At 73.8% G+C, this 18531-nt stretch carries 15 protein-coding genes; 3 read left to right on the forward strand and 12 right to left on the reverse strand.

What is annotated here, in order from left to right; all coding sequences use genetic code 11:
* Nucleotides 1-97: 97 nt before the first annotated feature.
* Nucleotides 98-526 (reverse strand): hypothetical protein, encoded by a 429-nt coding sequence (locus tag CRP51_RS02500; RefSeq protein WP_170970403.1) that lies wholly within the window; start codon nt 524-526, stop codon nt 98-100.
* Entirely contained in the window at nt 523-1644 is a 1122-nt protein-coding gene (locus tag CRP51_RS02505; RefSeq protein ID WP_097229433.1) for a molybdopterin-dependent oxidoreductase, read from the reverse strand. The genes CRP51_RS02500 and CRP51_RS02505 overlap by 4 nt, the downstream gene beginning before the upstream one ends.
* A 301-nt stretch (nt 1645-1945) precedes the next feature.
* On the opposite strand from CRP51_RS02505, the gene CRP51_RS02510 reads away from it, so the two are divergent.
* The gene (locus tag CRP51_RS02510; RefSeq protein ID WP_097229243.1) at nt 1946-2746 is read left to right on the forward strand and encodes an SAM-dependent methyltransferase; all 801 of its coding nucleotides are present in this window, start codon (nt 1946-1948) and stop codon (nt 2744-2746) included.
* 945 nt (nt 2747-3691) lie between these two features.
* Nucleotides 3692-4597, forward strand: coding sequence for a siderophore-interacting protein (locus CRP51_RS02515; RefSeq protein WP_097229244.1), 906 nt, complete (start codon nt 3692-3694; stop codon nt 4595-4597).
* Nucleotides 4598-4630: 33 nt separating this feature from the next.
* Here CRP51_RS02515 and CRP51_RS02520 read toward each other — a convergent pair whose 3' ends face one another.
* The 4 genes from CRP51_RS02520 to CRP51_RS02535 form a co-directional block, all read right to left on the reverse strand.
* Nucleotides 4631-4864, reverse strand: a complete 234-nt coding sequence (locus CRP51_RS02520; protein ID WP_097229245.1) for a hypothetical protein — start codon at nt 4862-4864, stop codon at nt 4631-4633.
* 127 nt (nt 4865-4991) lie between these two features.
* Nucleotides 4992-5948 (reverse strand): glycoside hydrolase family 43 protein, encoded by a 957-nt coding sequence (locus CRP51_RS02525; RefSeq protein ID WP_097229434.1) that lies wholly within the window; start codon nt 5946-5948, stop codon nt 4992-4994.
* A gap of 245 nt (nt 5949-6193) precedes the next feature.
* Nucleotides 6194-7327, reverse strand: coding sequence for a Gfo/Idh/MocA family protein (locus CRP51_RS02530; protein WP_097229246.1), 1134 nt, complete (start codon nt 7325-7327; stop codon nt 6194-6196).
* Nucleotides 7312-7995, reverse strand: coding sequence for a ThuA domain-containing protein (locus tag CRP51_RS02535; protein WP_097229247.1), 684 nt, complete (start codon nt 7993-7995; stop codon nt 7312-7314). The genes CRP51_RS02530 and CRP51_RS02535 overlap by 16 nt, the downstream gene beginning before the upstream one ends.
* A gap of 422 nt (nt 7996-8417) precedes the next feature.
* Between CRP51_RS02535 and CRP51_RS02540 the strand changes: the two genes are divergently transcribed.
* Nucleotides 8418-12077: a glycoside hydrolase family 38 N-terminal domain-containing protein gene (locus CRP51_RS02540; protein ID WP_099459279.1), complete on the forward strand. Its 3660-nt coding sequence runs from the start codon at nt 8418-8420 to the stop codon at nt 12075-12077.
* A gap of 17 nt (nt 12078-12094) precedes the next feature.
* Here the strand turns inward: CRP51_RS02540 and CRP51_RS02545 are convergent, their stop codons facing one another.
* From CRP51_RS02545 to CRP51_RS02565, 6 genes are all read right to left on the reverse strand, one after another.
* The gene (locus CRP51_RS02545; protein WP_097229249.1) at nt 12095-13321 is read right to left on the reverse strand and encodes a methyltransferase domain-containing protein; all 1227 of its coding nucleotides are present in this window, start codon (nt 13319-13321) and stop codon (nt 12095-12097) included.
* Nucleotides 13318-13464: a hypothetical protein gene (locus tag CRP51_RS28680; RefSeq protein WP_170970404.1), complete on the reverse strand. Its 147-nt coding sequence runs from the start codon at nt 13462-13464 to the stop codon at nt 13318-13320. The genes CRP51_RS02545 and CRP51_RS28680 overlap by 4 nt, the downstream gene beginning before the upstream one ends.
* Before the next feature lie 203 nt (nt 13465-13667).
* Nucleotides 13668-14531 carry an alpha/beta fold hydrolase gene (locus tag CRP51_RS02550; RefSeq protein ID WP_170970405.1) on the reverse strand — a complete coding sequence of 288 codons (864 nt, stop codon included), beginning with the start codon at nt 14529-14531 and terminating at the stop codon, nt 13668-13670.
* Between the two features lie 170 nt (nt 14532-14701).
* Nucleotides 14702-16525 carry a glycoside hydrolase family 2 protein gene (locus tag CRP51_RS02555; RefSeq protein ID WP_097229251.1) on the reverse strand — a complete coding sequence of 608 codons (1824 nt, stop codon included), beginning with the start codon at nt 16523-16525 and terminating at the stop codon, nt 14702-14704.
* Between the two features lie 128 nt (nt 16526-16653).
* A complete protein-coding gene (locus tag CRP51_RS02560; RefSeq protein WP_170970406.1) occupies nt 16654-17580 on the reverse strand; it encodes a carbohydrate ABC transporter permease in 927 nt (308 codons plus the stop codon).
* 2 nt (nt 17581-17582) lie between these two features.
* On the reverse strand, nt 17583-18530 hold the full coding sequence (locus CRP51_RS02565) for a carbohydrate ABC transporter permease (RefSeq protein ID WP_439333107.1): 948 nt from the start codon (nt 18528-18530) through the stop codon (nt 17583-17585).
* Nucleotide 18531: the final 1 nt, after the last annotated feature.

Genomic DNA, 18531 nt, shown 5'->3' on the forward strand with positions numbered 1-18531 from the left:
CGGGGGCCTCGGGTACGCGGGCCGCGACGCAGAACGAACGGCGCGTCGCGAGGGGGCGTCGCCGAGGGGGCGTCGGAGCCGCACGGCGCACCGGCGGTCAGGTGCCGGGGCCGGTGGCGTTCGGCGCGTCACCGCGTCGGCGGGCCCGGCGAACGCCCACCAGGGCCGAGGCCGCGAGCAGGACGGCGGCCACCACGCCCAGCAGGTTCAGCGGATAGTCGAGCCGCAGCACGGTCGCGTTGCGGGGCGGCCCCGGGCGCAGCAGGATCGGGAGCGTGATCAGCGCCACGCAGCCGATGGTCAGCAGCGCGCCCCGGAGCGCGCGCCGCTCGGGCAGCCGCCACACGACCGCCCCCACCAGCAGCACCAGCGGGGCGAGCAGCAGGTCATGGGCCATGACGGCACCGGCGAGCCAGAGCGCGACGTCGAGGGGCGTCCCGGGCGGCGTCCCCGCCACCAGCAGCCGCGCGCCGGCGAGCATCGCCGCCACGCCGAGCAGCCCGAGGGTCCAGCGCAGCGGCGTCACGCCGACACCTCGATCGTGGTGACCCACTTGGTCTGGAGCACGCCGGGCCGGTTGGGCGCGATGATCCGGGCGGGGAAGCCATGGTCGAGGGAGAGCACCTGGCCGTTGAGGCGCAGCGCCAGCAGCGTCAGGGGGTCGCGTACGAACTGCGGGGGCAGTTCGCTCACCCGGTAGCCGCCACGGCGCTGGAGCGACACCACCCGGGCGCTCGCCCCCGGCGGCGCCCCGACCAGCTCCAGCAGGTCGCGCACCCGCACGCCCGACCAGTCGGCGGTGGCGCTCCACCCCTCGACGCAGGCGATGGGGAGGCGCGCGCCGTGCTGCGGGAGTCGGCGCAGCTCCGCGAGCGACAGCTCGTGGGCGCGCGGCCCCGCCAGCCGCAACCGCCAGGTTTCGGGCGAGACTTCGCGGACACCGGCCTCGGCGGCGGTCCGGTTGATCGGCAGCCCCTGCGCCGAGCCGTCGGGGCGGCGCGGCGCCAGCAGCGTCACCCGGCGCAGCGGCGCCACCGTCTGCCCGGCGGTCACCAGTGTCACCGTTCCGACGGCCGCGCCGAGTCCGAGCAGCAGCGACCGGCGCTCGGGGCCGTCCGGGTCCCTTCCCTTCCCCCGCCAGTACGCGGCGATCGCCGGGGCCTGGACCGCCACGTGCAGCAGCGTCGCGCCGAGAAGCACCCAGGCCAACGCCCAGTGGACGGGCCGGAACGAGAAGGGCCAGGGGTACCACTGCACGATGTTGACCAGTCCGAGGAACACCTGGAGCAGGGCCGCGCCGACCAGCACCGCCACGGAGAACCGTTCGAGCGCGTGGCGGAGGGAACGCACCGGGGGCAGGACGAAGAGCCGGGGGTAGACCACCCACAGCTTGACCAGGAGCAGCGGCACCAGGGCGAATCCGGTGATCACGTGCAGCCCCTGCGTCAACCGGTAACCCCACACCGGGCGGGTGGGCAACCGGGTGGCCAACCAGTCCCCCGGGCTCTGGAGGCCGTGGCTGACCAGTCCGGTAAGAAAGCAGACCAGTACTCCCGCGCCCAACCACCTGCCGACGGCGACGGCCGTGCGCGGGTCGTGCAGTCTGGTGGGGAACCAGTTGGTCGGGGCGCCGGCCCTCCTCAGCCTCCGCGACCACCGCGGCGGGGAGAAGCGCGTCAAGCCGGTGTCGTTCACCAGGTCACGGTAGGCAGCCCGACGCGGCTGACGGGTCGTCCGACGGCAGGTCGCCACGACCGAGTCAGATTCATATCGTCACATCGGCGCATGAGATCATTTCCGACCAGTCGGCGCCGTGCGCACGACTCCCCGCACGAACCGCTCCCCGCACGCCCGACCCCGCCCAACAGCGGCCGCGCACGGGCGGTGACTGAACGGAAGTCGGTGGGGTAGTGCGTCTGCGCGAGAGCGAGACGAGTGGGGAAGCATGGAAATACCGACGTACGACGTGCCGCACACCGCGCGGGTCTACGACTACTACCTGGGCGGCAAGAGCCACTACGCGATAGACCGCCAGGCCGGGGACACCGTGCTGGGGGTCTGGCCGGGCGCGCGGGCGGCGGCACGGACCAACCGGCAGTTCATGCACCGCGCGGTGCGCTTCCTGGGGCAGCGCGGCGTGCGCCAGTTCCTCGACATCGGGACCGGCATCCCGACCGAGCCGAACCTGCACCAGGTCGCCCAGTCCGTCGCCCCCGACTCGCGGGTGGTCTACGTCGACAAGGACCCGCTGGTGCTGACCTACGCGGACGCGCTCATGCGCAGCGCGCCCGAGGGCCGCACGCTCTATGTGGAGGCCGACGTCTCGGCCGGCCACGAGCGCATCCTCGACCAGGCCTTCGAGGTACTGGACCGCGACCGGCCGGTGGCGCTCTCGCTGGTGGCGCTGCTGCACTTCGTCCCCGACGAGCAGGGGGCGCGCGAGGTCGTCGGCGCGCTGCTGGACGCGCTTCCCTCGGGCTCGGCGCTGGTGCTCTCGCACGGCACGCACGACTTCGACGCCACGGTGATGCTGCGGGTCGAGGAGATCTACCGGCAGGGCGGGATGGCCGCGCAGTCCAGGAGCCGCGAGGAGATCCTGCGTTTCTTCGACGGGTTGGAACTGGTGGAGCCCGGCATCGTCCCGCCGCACCTGTGGCGCCCCGACGAGCAGACCCAGCGGGAGACCGTGGAGGGCGACCTGGCCGCACTGGTCTCCATGTGGTCGGTGGTCGGCATCAAGCCGTAGCCCCGGACCGACACCCGGGCGCCGCGCTCGGCCGCGCACTGGTCAACCCGTGCGCCGCCGACGGGGAGCGCGGAGGTTAAGCACACGGGCGCGCCGGCGTACGACGGTCCCGCCCCGGCGGGCGGAGCGACGTCGCGACGGACGCGCGGGGCCGGGGCGGCGAGCGGCGCACTGTCGAACCCCCCGCTCCGCCGGCCGGCGCCCGCCGGCCGAGCGCCCCACGGCTCGGGACGCACCCGCGCGGCGCGGTCGCGCCCGGTTCCCATGCCCCGGGAGGGCGCGGCCGGTTCGGCCGGTTCGACGACCGGCGGGCGGCCGGTCCGGGCCCGTACGCCGCCGCGGCGGCCTCCGCGGCCCCGCCGCCGGTGATGAGAGCGAGGCCGAAGAGGGGGCCGCCCGCGTAGACGCAGGCCGGAGGGCACGCGACCATGTCGCCCCGTCCGCGGCCCGCCCGGCGCAGGCCTTCGGGACGACACCGCGCCGGGAGGAGAACGGCGACCGCGGGGCGGTGACAACGCTTCGAACCTTGGGCTAAGGTAAGGCTTGCCTTACTGCCAGCCCAGTGGAACTACCTGCCGCACCATGCCGCCTACCAGTCACGTCGCGCCCGACGCAGTCCATCACACCGCACCCGGCCCGGCCCGTCCCGCGCCGGAGCCACTGCGCCTGACCAGCCCGGGGTTGACCACTGCGGGCGTGGTCACCTCACGTCTAACCACCGCACGGTGCGACGTGACCACACCCACGGTGCGACGTGACCACCGCACGGTTCGACGCGACCACCCCACGGTGCGACGTGACTATCCCGGCACCCGGGAGGCCCGGCGCGCCGGAGGGCCGGGGCGCTTCGTGCTCGCCGACACGCGTGCCGCTCGCCGCCGTTCCCCCGCTGACCGTCCCACCCCGGCAGACGCTGCCGTTCGTCGAGAAGGAGCTTGAGGGCCGATGACGCTCACCATTCACCGCGCACTGGTCACCGCGACCCGCCGGCTGACGCCCGGGATGGTCCGGATCACCCTGGGCGGCCCCGACCTGGCCGGATACCCGACAACCGGCGTGGGCGACGAGTACGTCAGGCTGTTCTTCCCGGCCGAGGGCACCCGCGAGCCCGAGCTGCCGACGCCCGCCGAGCGCGGCGGCTGGAGCTGGGACGAGGAGCAGCGGCCGGCGCCGATGCGGACGTACACCATCCGTGGCGTCGACCCCGAGGCCGGCACGGTGGACATCGACTTCGTGGTCCACGACGGCGGGATCGCCGCCGCCTGGGCGCTGGCCGCCGCGCCGGGCGACGCGGTCGGGATGACCTCGCCGACCGGCCTCTACAAGCGCCCGGCGGAGGCGCGTTGGCAGATCCTGGTGGCAGACGCCGCGGGCCTGCCCGCCGCCGCGCGGCTGGTGGCGCAGACCCCGCCCGGCGTGCGCACCCGGGTCGTGCTCGAGGTCGTCGACCCGCGCCACCGGCAGCCGATCAGCCTCGGCGACCCGGAGCGCGACGCGGAGGAACTGACCGTGGAGTGGCTCTACGCGGGGAACGGGCACACCCCGTCGCGGCTGGACGCCGTGATCCGCGACCTCGAACTTCCCGAGGAGCCCGGCTATCTTTGGTTCGCCGGCGAGACCGGCGTGATGCGCGCGGTCCGCAAGAACCTCCGTCACCAGCGCGGGCTGCCCAACGGCAGCTACTCCACGGTCGGTTACTGGACGCTGAGGGCCGAGGAGCTGCGCCGGCGCTGGGACGCGCTGGACGAGGAGACCCGCGCGCACCTCTACCGGATGTGGGAGGACGAGACGCGGGACATCGAGGAGATCACCGACGACTACCACGCGCGGCTGGAGCGGCTCGGGCTCTGAACGCCACACGTGGCGAAGCGCGCTGACGGCCCGTCAGCGCGCTTCGGGATCCCAGGTGAAGTGGCAGCCACGGCACTCGCGGTAGCCGTTCAGCCGGTCGTCCGACTCCACGACCCGGCTGAAGAAGCCGCCGCAGGAGGGGCAGTTTCTACCACCGCGCCTCTTCCGCGGAAAGCGCGCCCCCTGCCAGTTGTCCAGTTTCGCCGCCACCCATACGGTCAGAGCCACCAACACGGCCATGGACACGACGACGACGGCGACGACCACCCTGCGCTCCCCCGGTTACCACTGCTGCTTGCCAGTGTGACGAACGAGAGCATCGTGGCAGGTGGTCAACCGACCTGCCACCCGGGGCGGCGGTCAGGCCCCGGCGGCCGGGGCCCGACCGGCCGGCTCAGTCCACCGAGGGCGTCGACCCGTCCCAGTGCAGCGGCGTCACATACATGCCGCGCACCAGCGGGTCCTCGGAGAGCACCCCGTGGAAGGCGAGCCAGTCGCCGTCCTCGCCCGGGATCACGTCCTGGCCGCCGGGGCCGACGATGCCGGTGTTGTCGGTGTTCATCAGCGGCTCGTCGGACTTGGTGAACGGCCCGGTCAAGGCCGGCGCGGTGGCGTAGCCGGTGAAGTAGCTGCCGTCGCCGTAGAAGCCGGCCGAGTAGAACAGCACGTAGTCGCCGTCCCGCTTGACCAGTGTCGGAGCCTCGATGAGCCCGCCCTCCTCGGGGCGGTCCTGCTTGAGCAGTTGCACCCGGTCGCCGGCGAACGCCAGCCCGTCCGGGGTGAGTTGCTGGAGGTAGATCCAGGTGTCGACGCCGACCGCGTTGCCGTCGTTCTTGTACAGCAGGTAAGGCGTGCCGTCGTCGTCGGTGAAGGTGGTCGCGTCGATCGCGCCGCCCTCGTCGGCCGGGCAGACCAGTGGTCCGTCGCCGACCGGGGTGAAGGGACCGCCCGGGGTGTCGGAGACGGCCGTGCCGACACACTGCCGCTCGGAGGCAGTGTCCCTGGCCGTGTAGTACATGACATAGCTGCCGTCCGGCTGGGCCGCGACCTCCGGCGCCCAGGTCAGCCCGGTGCGCGCCCAGTCGCCGAGCTCGGGCAGCGCGTCCGCCTGCCGCGTCCAGGGCCCCTCGGGCGAGGTCGCGCTGGCGGTCTGCACGTTGCCGCCGGCCGACGAGTTGGTGGCGTACGCCCACAACTCGCCGTCGGCGACCACCACGTCGGGGTCGGGGAAGTCGGTGTCGATGACCAGTCGGGGCGCGGCCGCGGCCTGCGCGGTCGGCGCGGTGGGCACCAGCGCGGCCAGCGCGAGCGCGCCGGCGGCGGTGAGGGAGCGTCGGGCGGAGGGAGACATCCGGGACATGGTGCGGCTCCTGGGGGAACGGAGAGGGTCAGTCTCGGGTTCGGTCCTGCCGTGTCCACCGGCCGACCGGGACCGGCAACCAACGTTTTCCAACGATGTACAACACGGCCGCCCATAGAACAACACAGCCGCCGAGCGCGTGTCCATACCCGCGCACGCCCCGAATGGGCGGGCGCCGCACCGCGAGGGCGGCGCCCGCCCGGTGCGCGACGCCGCCCCCGGGCGCCCCGCGGGGCTCAGTCGACGGCCACCCGCGCCGACTCGGGCACCGGCGCCGGCCGCGCGCACGCGCTCTCGACGGCCACCACGCGTTCCTCCTCGGCCGCCCGCAGCAACGCCTCCATCACCTCCAGCACATGCAGCGCCACCTCGCCGTCCGCCCGCGCGGCGCCGTCCGTGCGCACCGCGCGCGCCAGGTCGGCGAGGCCGAGGCCGCGCCCGGCCGCCGCGTAACCGTGGGTCAGCGGCACGTCGGCCCACTCGCGCGCGGCCCGGGTGGACAACCGCACCGGCCCCTCGAAGGTGTTGGGGTCAGGCACCGAGACGCTGCCGGCCGTGCCGTGCACCTCGATCCGCGGCAGCTCGTGGCCGACCACGTCGAAGCTCATCACCACGGTGCTCAACGCGCCGCCCCGGTGCCGCAGCACGCCGGTGACGTGGGTGGCCACGTCGACGGGGAAGCGTTCCCCGGCGCGCGGCCCCGAGCCGATCGTCCGCTCCCCGCCGCTGCGCACCGCGCCGCCGGTCACGGCGGCGACCGGGCCCAACAGCTGGACCAGCGCGGTCAGATAGTAGGGCCCCATGTCGAACAGCGGGCCGCCGCCCGGCTGGTAGTAGAAGTCGGGGTCGGGGTGCCAGCGTTCGTGCCCGGGGCAGGCGAAGAAGGCGGTGGCGGCGACGGGTTGGCCGATCCGGCCGGCGTCGACCAGGGCGCGCGCGGTCTGCGTGCCGCGCCCCAGCACGGTGTCCGGCGCGGAGCCGACCCGCACCCCGGCGCCGCGCGCGGCGGCGAGCACCTCACGCGCCTCGACGACGGTGGCGGCGAGCGGCTTCTCGCCGTAGACGTGCTTGCCGCCGGCGATCGCCGCGAGCGCAACGGACGCGTGGGCGGCGGGGACGGTCAGGTTGAGGACGGCGTCCACGTCGTCCGCCGCGTACACCTCCTCGGGCGTCGTGGCGCGGACGCCCTCGCGGCCGCCGACGGCGCCGGCGGCCCGTGCCGGGTCGAGGTCGGCGACGGCCACCAGCCGCACGCCGGCCGCCGCGCCGTGCTCGTCGAAGTACCGCAGGTACTGGCCGCTGATCGCGCCGGCGCCGACGACGCCGACGCGCAGCGGCGCGTGCGACGAGACGTTCAACGGGCCGCCCACAGCAGCCCCCTCTCGGTCAGCGTGCGCACGGTGTCGTCGGTGAGGTCGTCGGGCTTGTGGCCGATCGTGCTCACGAAGACCCGTCCCGCGCCCCAGCGCCGCGTCCAGACGGCGGGGCAGGTGACGCCCCGGGACTCCTCGGGGACGTCCTGGTCGGTGGCGGAGAAGGTGGTCGTGGCCAGTACGTCGACGGAGGGGTCGGTGTGGACCAGGTACTGCTCGGTGTGGAGCGGGATCTGGCCGGGCAGCCCGGCGACGACCGGGTGGTCGGCCCGGTCTGGCCGCACGTCCACCGTGTGGTCGAGCCAGCGCTCGGGGTGCATGACGAACTGACCACCGGTCAGCCACTGGTAACGGGTGTTCGCGCGGAACGCGTCGCAGATCCCGCCGTGCCACCCGGCCAGCCCGGTGCCGGCACGCACGGCGGCGGCCAGTCCCTCCGTCTGCTCGGGGGTGATCTCGCCCATGGTCCAGCACTGGACGACCAGATCGGTCGCGGCGAGCGCGTCCGCGTCCAGGTAGGCGTCGAGGCTGTCGGAGACGGTCACCTCGAAGCCCTGGTCACGCAGGAAGGGGAGGAACAGGTCGGTGGTCTCGACCGGGGCATGGCCCTCCCAGCCGCCCCGGATCACCAGGGCCCGGCGGGGTTGCGCGGCGGTTGACGTCATGCGGACTCCGTTCGACGGATACGAGGTCGGGCCGGTCACGCGGGACGGACGGCCGGGGCGGCGCTTCGACGCCTGACCCTCGGGCGCCTCGGACCCCTTCGGCTCGGCCGGGACCGGGCGCGAGGCCAGGCGCGCGCGGATGGCGCACCCGCCGTACCCGCCACACCCGTCCGAAAGCGCTTGCCGGGACAACTCCGCCCATCCTTCACGCTGGCCGCCGCCGGTGACGAGAGCGCCGAAGCGGGTGTGACAAGGTGCACATAAGGGTTTGAAAGTTGACCGGTCGCGCCCATCCTTGCCCCATCGGGCTTTCCCCGCGCGCGCCTTCGTGCTGTGTGAACGAGTCCGGTCCGGCCCATTGCCGCGGTCTCGGGCGGGGCTTCATGCTGGAGATCGAACAGCCTCGCACATGGAGCACCACGATGCACCAAGAAGCTGCCCTCTCATCCTCCCGCCCCCTCTGGTCCGTCGGCACCCCCGGCCTCGGCCCGGGACAGTTCGGCGGTTCCTGGCCCACCGCGGAGGCGCCGCCCCTTGTCGCCTTCGAGGTCGGCGCCGACGACCCGGCCGAGGTCTGGCCCGCGTTCCACCCGGGCCCCTGGGACGCCCAGGGCGGTTGGCGCGGCCACCGGCTGGAGATCGACTTCACCGTGCCGGAGCCCGCGCCCGACTCACCCGCCGAGGGCGCCCGACCGGCCGCCGGCGGCTGGCTTCTGCAGCTCTTCCTCTTCGCCTCGCACGGCCCCTGCCCCGACCTCGCCATCGCGTGGGACGGCCGGCACCGGGGCGGGTTCCGACCCCGGATCGTGCGGGAGAGCCGCGCCGAGGTCTGGGGCCAGTCCCCGATCAACGGTCATGCCCGCGTCGACGTCCCGGTGCCGGCCGACTGGCTGGCCCCCGGCCGGCACCGGCTGTCGGTCACCACCACGCTGCCGGGCGCGCTGGACGGCGACGGGCCGCCGGCCGAGGAGCGCCGGCGCCACCGCGAGCAGTACGGGAACTGGTTCGGCAGCGGGTTCACCTGGGACTGTCTGCGGCTGCTGCCCGCGGGACCACCGCCGAAGGCGCCGACCTCGGCGCTCCGCGCGACCCCGTTCTACCGGACCGTGGACGGCGTCTCCTGTGAACTTTTCGACCTGACGGTGGGGTTGGCGCCCGGCCGCCCGGCTCCGCGCCGCGCCCTGGTGCGGATCGGTGACCACCGGACGGAACTCGACCTGTCCACCGGGGAGCCGGCGGCACAACGGGACTTCGGGCAGCTCACCGTCCGCTTCCCCGTCCCCGAACCGGGCACGGACGGGGGCCGGTCGGCGCCGCTGGCCGCCGAGGTCCGGCTGGACGAGGGACCGGCCACCGCGACCGAGGTATTTCCGGCGCGCAAGTGGACACTTCACCTGATCCCGCACGTCCACCTCGACATCGGCTTCACCGACTACCAGGGCAAGGTCATCGAGCTCCACAACCGCAACCTGGACCGCGCGCTGGACGCCGGGGCGCGCGACCCGGAGTTCGCCTACAGCGTGGACGGCGCCATGGTGGTGGCCGAGTACCTGGCCAGCCGGGACGCGCGGCGCGCCGAGCGGGTGCTGACCGCGCTGCGCGAGGGCCGCATGGCGGTCAACGCGTTCCACAGCCTCTTCCTCTCCGGTCTCGCCTCGCTGGAGGAGAGCTACCGGGCCGCCACGGTCGCCGCCCGGCTCCGCGCCGAGCACGGCGTCCCGGTCCGGCACGCCAACCTCACCGACGTGCCCTCCTACAGCGCCGCGCTGCCGGGTGTCCTCGCCGAGTTGGGCCTGGACGGCTTCGTCGGCATCATGAACCACGCTCGGGGCGGCAACGCCGACAGCGACCTGCTGCACCTGGACTCCCCGTTCCTCTGGGAGGGCGTGGACGGCACCCGGGTGCTGACCCACTACGCCGACTCCTACTCGCAGCTCCGCTTCATGGCGGCCGACCCGCAGACCCTGGACGGCGGCGCCCAGGCGTTCGACCGCTATGTCGCACGCTACGAACGGGCCGACTACCTGCCGTCGGACCTGGCGCTGGTCGGCACCCACGCCGACAACGAGGACCTGGCCGACGGCGACCACGGCTTCGTCGCCCGGTGGAACGCCGTCCACGACTGGCCCCGGCTCGTGATCTCCACGCTTCCCGACTACCTGGACGCGGTCCGCCCGCTGGCCGACCGGCTGCCGGTGCACCGGGGCGACGGGGGCAGCTACTGGGAGGACGGTGCCGGGACGGCGGCCGCCCTGACCGCGGAACACCGCCTGACGCAGAGCCTGTTGCCGGCCGCCGAGGCGCTCACGGCGCTGCTCGCCCGGGGCGGCGCCGGGCTGTCCCCCCGCACCCGGACGCTGGACGGGGCCTGGGACGACGCGCTCTACGGCTGCGAGCACACCTTCACCTGGTCGCACGCCAACGCCCACCCCGAAGGCCACCAGGTCCACGACCAACTCGACTGGAAGCGCAGCCGGGTGCACCGCGCGCACCGCACGGCCCTCGACGAGATCAGGCGCGCGCTCAGCCAGTTGGGCGATCTGGTCACCACCCGGGGGCCCGCGCTGCTGGTCGCCAACCCCGGCTCGGAGCCGCTGTCCGGTGACGTGGTCGTCGAACTCCCGGCGGACGCCGTGGTGTTCGACGACGAGGGGCGGACGTTGCCGGCCGAGGTGCTGACCGTCCACACCGGTGGGCTGCGCCGGCTGCGGCTCTCCGTGCCCGAGGTGCCGGCGTTCGGCTGGCGGGTGCTGCCGCTGGGCGGCGGCGAGGCCGAGGTGGGGCCGGGCGGCGCGGAGGGTTCGGGGGAGACCGGCCCGGTGGCGGCGCGGCCGTTCGCGGAGCCGCCCGCGCCGCCGGAGAAGCTGGAGACCCCGCGCTGGTCGGTCGAGTTCGACCAGCAGAGCGGACTGGTCAAGCAACTGGTCCACCGGGAGTCCGGGCGCGCGCTGCTGAACGTGGCGTCCCCCTGGCGGCTCGGCCAGTTGCTCCATGTCGCCGACGGACCTGAGGAGTTGACCAGGGGCGACGGCAGCGGCGCCTTCGCCGGGCACCACCACCACGGGGACACGTTCGCGCCCCTCCCCACCGCGGCGGGGCGTACGACGCTGCATGACCGGCTGCCGCCGGCGCCCCCGCCGGCCCTCTCCGTGACCCCGGCGACCACCCGGGCGGCGGGCGTGCGCAGGACGCACGACGGCCACCGGCTGCGGTGGACCGGCGCGGCGCCCCATCTCCCCGCCGTGGACGTCGAACTGCTGCTGCGGGACGAGGACGACCGGGTGGAGGTCACGGTCACGCTGGAGAAGGAGGCCGTGCTCTCCAAGGAGTCGGTCTATGTCGCCTTCCCGTTCGCCGCGACACGGCCCACCGTCCACTACGACCGCCAGCAGGGCTGGATCGACCCGGCGGTCGACCACCCCCCGGGCGCCTGCCACGAGTGGTTGACCACCCAGTACGGGGTGGCCGTCACGGAGGGCGGCCCCGAGGGGGCGGGCGTGGTGTGGAGCTCGGCCGACGCGCCGCTGTTCACCGTGGGCGACATCGTGCGGGGTACCTGGCCCACGCGCTTCGACCCGGCGAGCGGCACGGTCCTTTCCTGGGTGATGAACAACTACTGGCCGACCAACACCCCGCCGTCCCAGGCCGGTTCGCTGACGTTGCGGTACGCGTTCACCCCGGTCGCGCGCTTCGACCCGGCGGCCGCCGGGGCCTTCGGCCGCCGGCTGCGCCACGGGCTGCTGGCCTCCGAGATCACCCGCCTCGACCGCCACCGGCACGGCCCCGGCCCTCTCCCGGCCACCGGGACCCTGCTCGACCTGCCGACCCCGCCGCACATCCGGACCACCGTCGCCGCCGCCCGGACCGCCGAGGGGCTGCTCGTCCGCCTCCAGAACCTGTCGGAGGACGAACAGGAGGTCACCCTCCCCCATCCCGACCTGACCACCGCTCCCGAGGCCCGCGCCCTGCGCTGCATGGCGGACGAACGCCCGGTCGCCGAGCTGCCGTTGGCTCCGGACGGCACCTTCACGGTGGTCCTCAGGGGGCACGGGGTGGTCAGTGTGCTACTGGTCAGGGGGTAGCGCGACGGGTCGCGGCCTCACGGCCGGACGGAGCCGGCGGGCAGCGGGCGTTCCGGGGTGTCCAGCCAGAGCAGGGGCCGGCCGCCCGGCTCCCGCGAGTACCCGAAGCGGGTCATGTCGGGGCGGCCGGCGGCGTGCCACCAGTGCCAGGCGGCCGTGATCTCGTCCCACAGCCGGCGCGGGCCCCGGTGGCGCACCGTCGTGCGCCCTCCGGCCGCCGCCACCTCGACCAGGGCGGTCGAGGCGCCGTCCTCCGCGCGCACCCACAGCCGGGCGTGGACACCCGCCCGCCGTTCCCCGGTCTCCCACGCGTGCCAGACGCCGGGCACCAGCAGCCCGACCACGAACTGCGCCTCGTAGTCGGCGCCGGCCACCGCCCACGGGGAGAGCGGCGTCGGCTCGGGGCGTGCCCGCTCCGTCTCCGCCACGGCCCCCGCGGCGGGGCTTCCGCCGGCGTCGGTCCCGGTGGCGGTCCCCGCCCCGGGGTCGACCACCCCGTCGTCGGCGGGACGCAACGGCATGTAGGAACCCCCGGGCTGCCAACGACCGGTGGCCGCCCCGCGCGCGTCGGTCTCCACCACGAGGGTGCCGTAGGAGCACCAGGCCGCGTCCCAGGGAGCCACCAGCCGTCCGGGCGCGGCGAGTTGATCCAGCCAGGCGGGAGGGACCGCGCGCACCGAGCAGGTGGCCACCACCCGTTGGTAGGGCGCGCCGGCCGGCCAGCCCGCCGCGCCGTCACCGGTCACCACGCGGGGCGTGCGCCCGGCGCCCGCCAGCGCGGCGCGCGCCCTGTCGGCCACCTCGGCGTCCACCTCCACGGTGACGACACCGCTGTCCCCGGCCAGGACCGCCAGCAGCGCGGCGTTCCAGCCGGTGCCCGTGCCGATCTCCAGCACCCGGTCCCCGGCGCGGAGGTCCAGCGCCTCCAGCATGGCGACGACCGTCCCGGGCGCCGAGGCCGACGAGGTCGGGACCGTCGCGCCGCCCGGCTCCCGCGTCAGCCTGGTCACCACGGGCACGTCCGCGTAGGCCGCCTCCCACCAGCGCGCGGGCTCGCGCGCCCGGTCGCACGGCGCGTGGCCGCCGCGCCCGTCCCGCAGCCACACCAGGTCGGGCAGGAAGAGATGACGGGGCACGGCGCGCAGCGCCCGGGCCCACTCCCCGGGCACCGGACGGCCCAGGAAGTCGGCGACGTGCGCGAGCAGCCGGGCGACCGCGCTCTCCTCGGCCGGGGTGGCCGTCACGCGTCGTCCTGCTCCGACCCGTCCTCCTCGCGGCGCGGCGGGTCGGGCTCATCGGGGAGCGGCGGCGGGATGGGCCGCCCCGGCTGGTGTCCGTCGTCGCCGACGGGCGAACGGTGCTTGCGCTGGGGGTACCGCGAGGACAACGCCACCACCTCCTGGTGCTCGACTCCGCACGCACCGTAACCCGCTTCCCCGGGGCGCACGAAAGAGCGCGAGCGTGACACAACCCCTGCGCGCCCCTTTCACGCTGAGTGCGCCGCCCGCGATCGACGCGTCCCGCACCTTTCCGCTCAGTGCGTGGTGGCTTTACCAGTCATCAGCGATCATCACTGGTCATTACCACGCGTTACCAGTCGTCGGCGTCCGCCCGGGCCGCCACCGCCCGCCGCAGCAACTCCCGTAGCTGGTCGGGCCGTTCGCGCCAGGGATGGTGGCCGGCGGCAGGGAGCTTTTGGAAGCGTCCACGGGGGAGAGCGCGGGCAAGCGCGGCGGGCGGCCCGGCCGGGCGGGGGTCGCCGGCGCCGTGGACGACCGCCGCCGGGGCGGTGATCCGGCGGAGGCGGGCGCGTACCCAGGTCTCCGTCCAGCCGTCGGCCTCGGCGGCCAGTCGCCGGTTGGCCGACCAGTTGATCGCGTGCGGCGCGGCCGCGTCCTCGGCCGCCCAGCGTCGGGCCCGCGCCCGGTCCGCGTGGTCGGTGCACCAGGCGAGCGTCCTGAACTCCCGCTCCTCCCCGGGGGAACGCCGCGCCAGCGCGGCCAACTCCCCCAGCCGCGCGCGCTCCTCGGCTGTCGCGCGGCGGTCGCGTTCGGCCCGGTAGGCGGTGCGCCAGTCACCGAGACCCGTGCCGTTCAGGGCGACCAGCGAGGCGACGCGTCCCGGGTGCGTCCAGGCGTAGGCGAGGGCGAGCGTGGCACCGAACGAATGGCCCACGACCGTCCAGCGCGCATGGCCGAAGTGCCGCCGCAGCGCCTCGATGTCGGCGACCGCGCGCGCCATCCGAAGGTCGTCCGAGGGGTCGGAACGTCCGCAGCCCCGCTGGTCGAAGCGGTGCACCGGCCCGTCCTCCTCAAGGAGCGCGGCGACCGGCCGCAGATAGTCCCACAGCCCGGGTCCGCCGTGCAGCAGCAGCACCGGGCGGGCGGCGGCGCGGTCGGGCCCCGTCGTCTCGGTCCACAGCCGCACCCCGTCGTCCGTCGTCACCCGTTCCACGGCCCCAGTCTGCCCGGGGGCGCGCCGGCCCCGGGGGCGGGAAGGGGTGTCCGACGGCGGGCGCGGCACCGCGGTGGCGCACCTGCGCGGCGCCGCGCCCGCGCACGTGCGCCCGCGCCCGTGCGGCCGGGCGCGAGCGCGGACGCGGACGCGGTCATGACGTCAACGTGTCACTCCTCGCCGTCCTCGATGGCCGCGGGCCGCAGCTGCGCCGCGCGGACCCGCTCGACGTCCAGCTTGACCGAGCGGTCGAAGCGGTAGACGCCGTTCTGCTCCTGGAAGACGTCGGTCAGCTGCGTGTAGCAGTAGCCGAACATGTCGGGGTCCTCCAGCAGCACGCCGGTCAGCCCGGCGAAGCGGACCTGGAAGTCCTCCTCGTCGCGCGGCCGGTCCCCGTAGCCCCAGGACTCGGTGCGGTCGTCGCCGCGCGCCTCGGCTGCGGTCTCGGGGCACCACCAGATGCCGCCGAACTCGCTGACGAAGTACGGCTGTCCCGCGTACGGCAGCGACCAGGGCTTGGACGCCTCGTGGAAGTTGGTGTGCGGCTCGCCCCTGCTCAGCCCGCCGACCTGCTCGGCGAACTTGGCCGGGTCCTGCTCGTAGTTGTGCGAGTCCCACACGTCCGTCTCCGGGACCCGGTGCGAGTAGCCGGAGGCGTCGAGCACCGGGCGGGTGGTGTCCATGGCCTTGGTGGCCAGGAACATGCCCCGGGTGATGACGTCGAGCTGACCGATCCGGTCGTTCAGCTCCTGGAAGGTCTCGTTCAACGGGCACCAGCCGATGATCGAGGGGTGCGAGTAGTCGCGCTCGACGGCCTCCAGCCACTGGGAGACATAGGAGGCGTCGGGCTGCTGCCGGTCGTCGGGGCGACCGCCCATGTTGCAGCCCCAGTCGCCGAACTCGCCCCAGACCAGGTAGCCCAGCCGGTCGGCGTGGTAGAGGAACCGCTCCTCGAACACCTTCTGGTGCAGTCGGGCGCCGTTGAAGCCGGCCTCCAGGGAGAGTTCGATGTCGCGCAGCAGCGCCTCGTCGCTGGGGGCGGTCATCAGGCCGTCGGGGTACCAGCCCTGGTCGAGGACCAGTCGCTGGAAGACCTTCTTGCCGTTGAGGGTGATGGCCTTGCCGTCGATGCCGACCGAGCGGAGCCCGGCGTAGCTGTCGGCGCTGTCGACCACGGTGCCGTCCGCGTCGAGGAGTTCGAACCGCAGGTCGTACAGGTGCGGGTCGTCGGTGCTCCAGACCCGGCGGCGCTCGGCCGGGACGGGCAGGTGCAGGCGCGGGGCCAGGTCGAGGTCGGCGCGGGCGGTCGCGGAGACCACCTCGCCCTCGGCGTCGCTGAGGACGGCGCGGACCTGGTAGCCGGGGCGGTTGCCGGTCAGCGGCAGCTCCAGGTGGAACGCGGAGCCCGCGAGGTCGGGGGTGATCCGGGGCCGCTTGAGGTGGTCGGTGGCCACCGGCTCCAGCCACACGGTCTGCCAGATGCCGGTGGTCCTGGTGTAGTGGCAGTCGGTGTTGGCGTAGCGGACGGCCTGCTTGCCGCGCGCCTGCGGGCCGCCCTTCGGGTCCCGGGCACGCACCACGATGGTGATCTCCTCGCCGGCCGTGGCGACGTCGCCCAGGTCGGCGGTGAAGGGGGTGAACCCGCCCCGGTGGCGGACCACCTCGGTGCCGTTGACCCAGACGGTGGTGTCGTAGTCCACGGCCTGGAAGTGCAGCAGCACGGTGCGGCCGGCCCAGTCGGCGGGGACGGTCACGGTGCGCCGGTACCAGACGGCTTCGAGGAAGTCGGTCTCGCCGATGCCGGAAAGCTCCGACTCCGGGCAGAAGGGAACAGTGATCTCGCCGTTGAGGTCACGTTCTGTCAGTCCTCGGTCGATGCCGCTGTCGCCACGGTCGAACTCGAACTGCCAGGTGCCATTGAGGTTGAGCCAGTCGCCACGGACGAACTGCGGCCGCGGGTACTCGGGCCGCGGGATGGCGGAGGGGGAAGGCACAGAGACTCCAGAGAGATGGGTTGTTCGCGTTGCGAGGTTCCGCAGCGCGCGGGTCGTGCTCGTGGTACGGGCGCGGGAGCGGCCCCGGTGGCTCCGGGGCCGCTCCCCTTCCGGAACGCGCCCGACGATCAGGTGCCGCCCAGGCCCGTGGTGGCCACGGACTTCACGATGCGGCGCTGGAAGAACAGGAAGACGATGATCAGCGGCGCCGCGGCGAGCAGCGCGGAGGCCATGCTCTGGGCGTAGACCACGCCGTAGGCGTCCTTGACGGTGGCCAGGCCGACCGGCAGCGTCATCAGCGCCGGGTCGTTGGTGACGATGTAGGGCCACATGAAGTTGTTCCACGCGCCGATGAAGACGAACACCGACACGGCGGCGACGATCGGCCGGGAGAGCGGCAGCACGATCGACCAGAAGACCCGCAGGTCGGAGGCGCCGTCGATGCGGGCGGCCTCCTCCAGCTCGCGCGGGATGCCGTCGAAGAACCGCTTGAGGATGAAGACCATCATCGGGGCGACCACCTGCGGGAGGATGACCGCCCAGTAGGTGTCGACCAGGTTGAACGCCAGCATCTCCTGGAAGAGCGGCACGATCAGCAGCTGCGGCGGGACCATGATCGAGGAGACGGTCAGCGCCAGTAGCAGCTTCCGCCCCCGGAACGTGCCGCGCGAGAGCCCGTAGGCGGCGAGCGTGGAGATGGCGATGGTGATCACGGTGACCAGCACGGCGATCAGGATGCTGTTGAACGCCCAGACCGGCACGTTGCCACGTTCGAGAATGACGCGGTAGGGCTCAAGTGTCAGCGCGCCCTTGATCGGGTTGAGCCCGGGTTTGGCCACGTCCTGTTCCTGTTGGAACGAGGTGGCGATCGCCCACACGAACGGCAGCAGCCAGAGCGCGGCGAAGATGATCAGCGCGCCGCTGGCGAGCACCTTCGGCAGCCGGCCGTGACCGAGCAGCAGCGGGGCGCCCTCCGGCTCGGCCTTCGGGCGGCGGCGCCGGTTCAGCGGACCTCCGGCGGGGTGGAGACGGGGACGCGTGGTCGTCGCGGACACGGTCAGCCCTCCTGACGCGGGAAGAACCGCAGCTGGGCGATGGAGATGATGATGATCAGGGCGAAGAACAGGTAGGAGATCGCGGAGGCGTAGCCCAGCCGGTAGCCCGTGAAGCCGACGTCGTAGATGTATTCGAGGATCGGGCGGGTGGAGTTGTTGGGCCCGCCCTTGGTGAGGATGAAGATCTGGTCGAAGACCTTCAGCGAGGCCAGCACCTGGAGCATCCCCACCAGCGCCGTGGTGCGGCTGAGCTGCGGCAGCGTGACGGAGAACAGCCGCCGCCAGGCCCCGGCGCCGTCCAGCGCGGCGGCCTCGTACAGCTGGTCGGGGATCGACTGGAGGGCGGCCAGATAGAGCAGGAAGTTGAACCCGACCGTCCACCAGACGGTCAGCGCCGCGATGGACCACATGGCGAACTTCTCGTCGGAGAGCCAGCCGATCGGCTCCATGCCCAACGTGTCCAACAACTGGTTGGCCATGCCGAGGTCCGGCTGGTAAAGCCACTGCCAGATCAGGGTGACCACCGTGACGGGCAACAGGTAAGGCGCGAAGTAGGCCAGCCGCCACACCCACTGGCCGGCCAGCCCCGAGTGGACCAGCAGCGCCATGCCCAGGGCCACGACCACCAGTGGGACCACGGTGATCACCGTGAAGAACACGGTGTTGCCGAGACTGCTCCACACGTCGGGGTCGCCGAACGCCTCGGCGTAGTTGTCGAAGCCGACGAAGTCGGTGCCGTTGAGGGTCAACGACTCGTCCGTGAAGCTCATCCACAGGCCCTGGACGATCGGCCAGACCATGAACAGGCCGAAGGCGAGCGCGAAGGGCAGCACGAAGAGCCAGCCCGTGGAGCGGGTGCGCCGCTCCACGGCGACCGGCTTGGGCGTGGGGCGGGACGCGGGGGTGCCGTCGTCCTCGGTCGCGTTGGCACGCGAAGTGGTGGTGCTCACG

The organism is Streptomyces zhaozhouensis, assembly GCF_900230195.1.
GTDB classification, from domain to species: Bacteria; Actinomycetota; Actinomycetes; order Streptomycetales; family Streptomycetaceae; genus Streptomyces; species Streptomyces zhaozhouensis.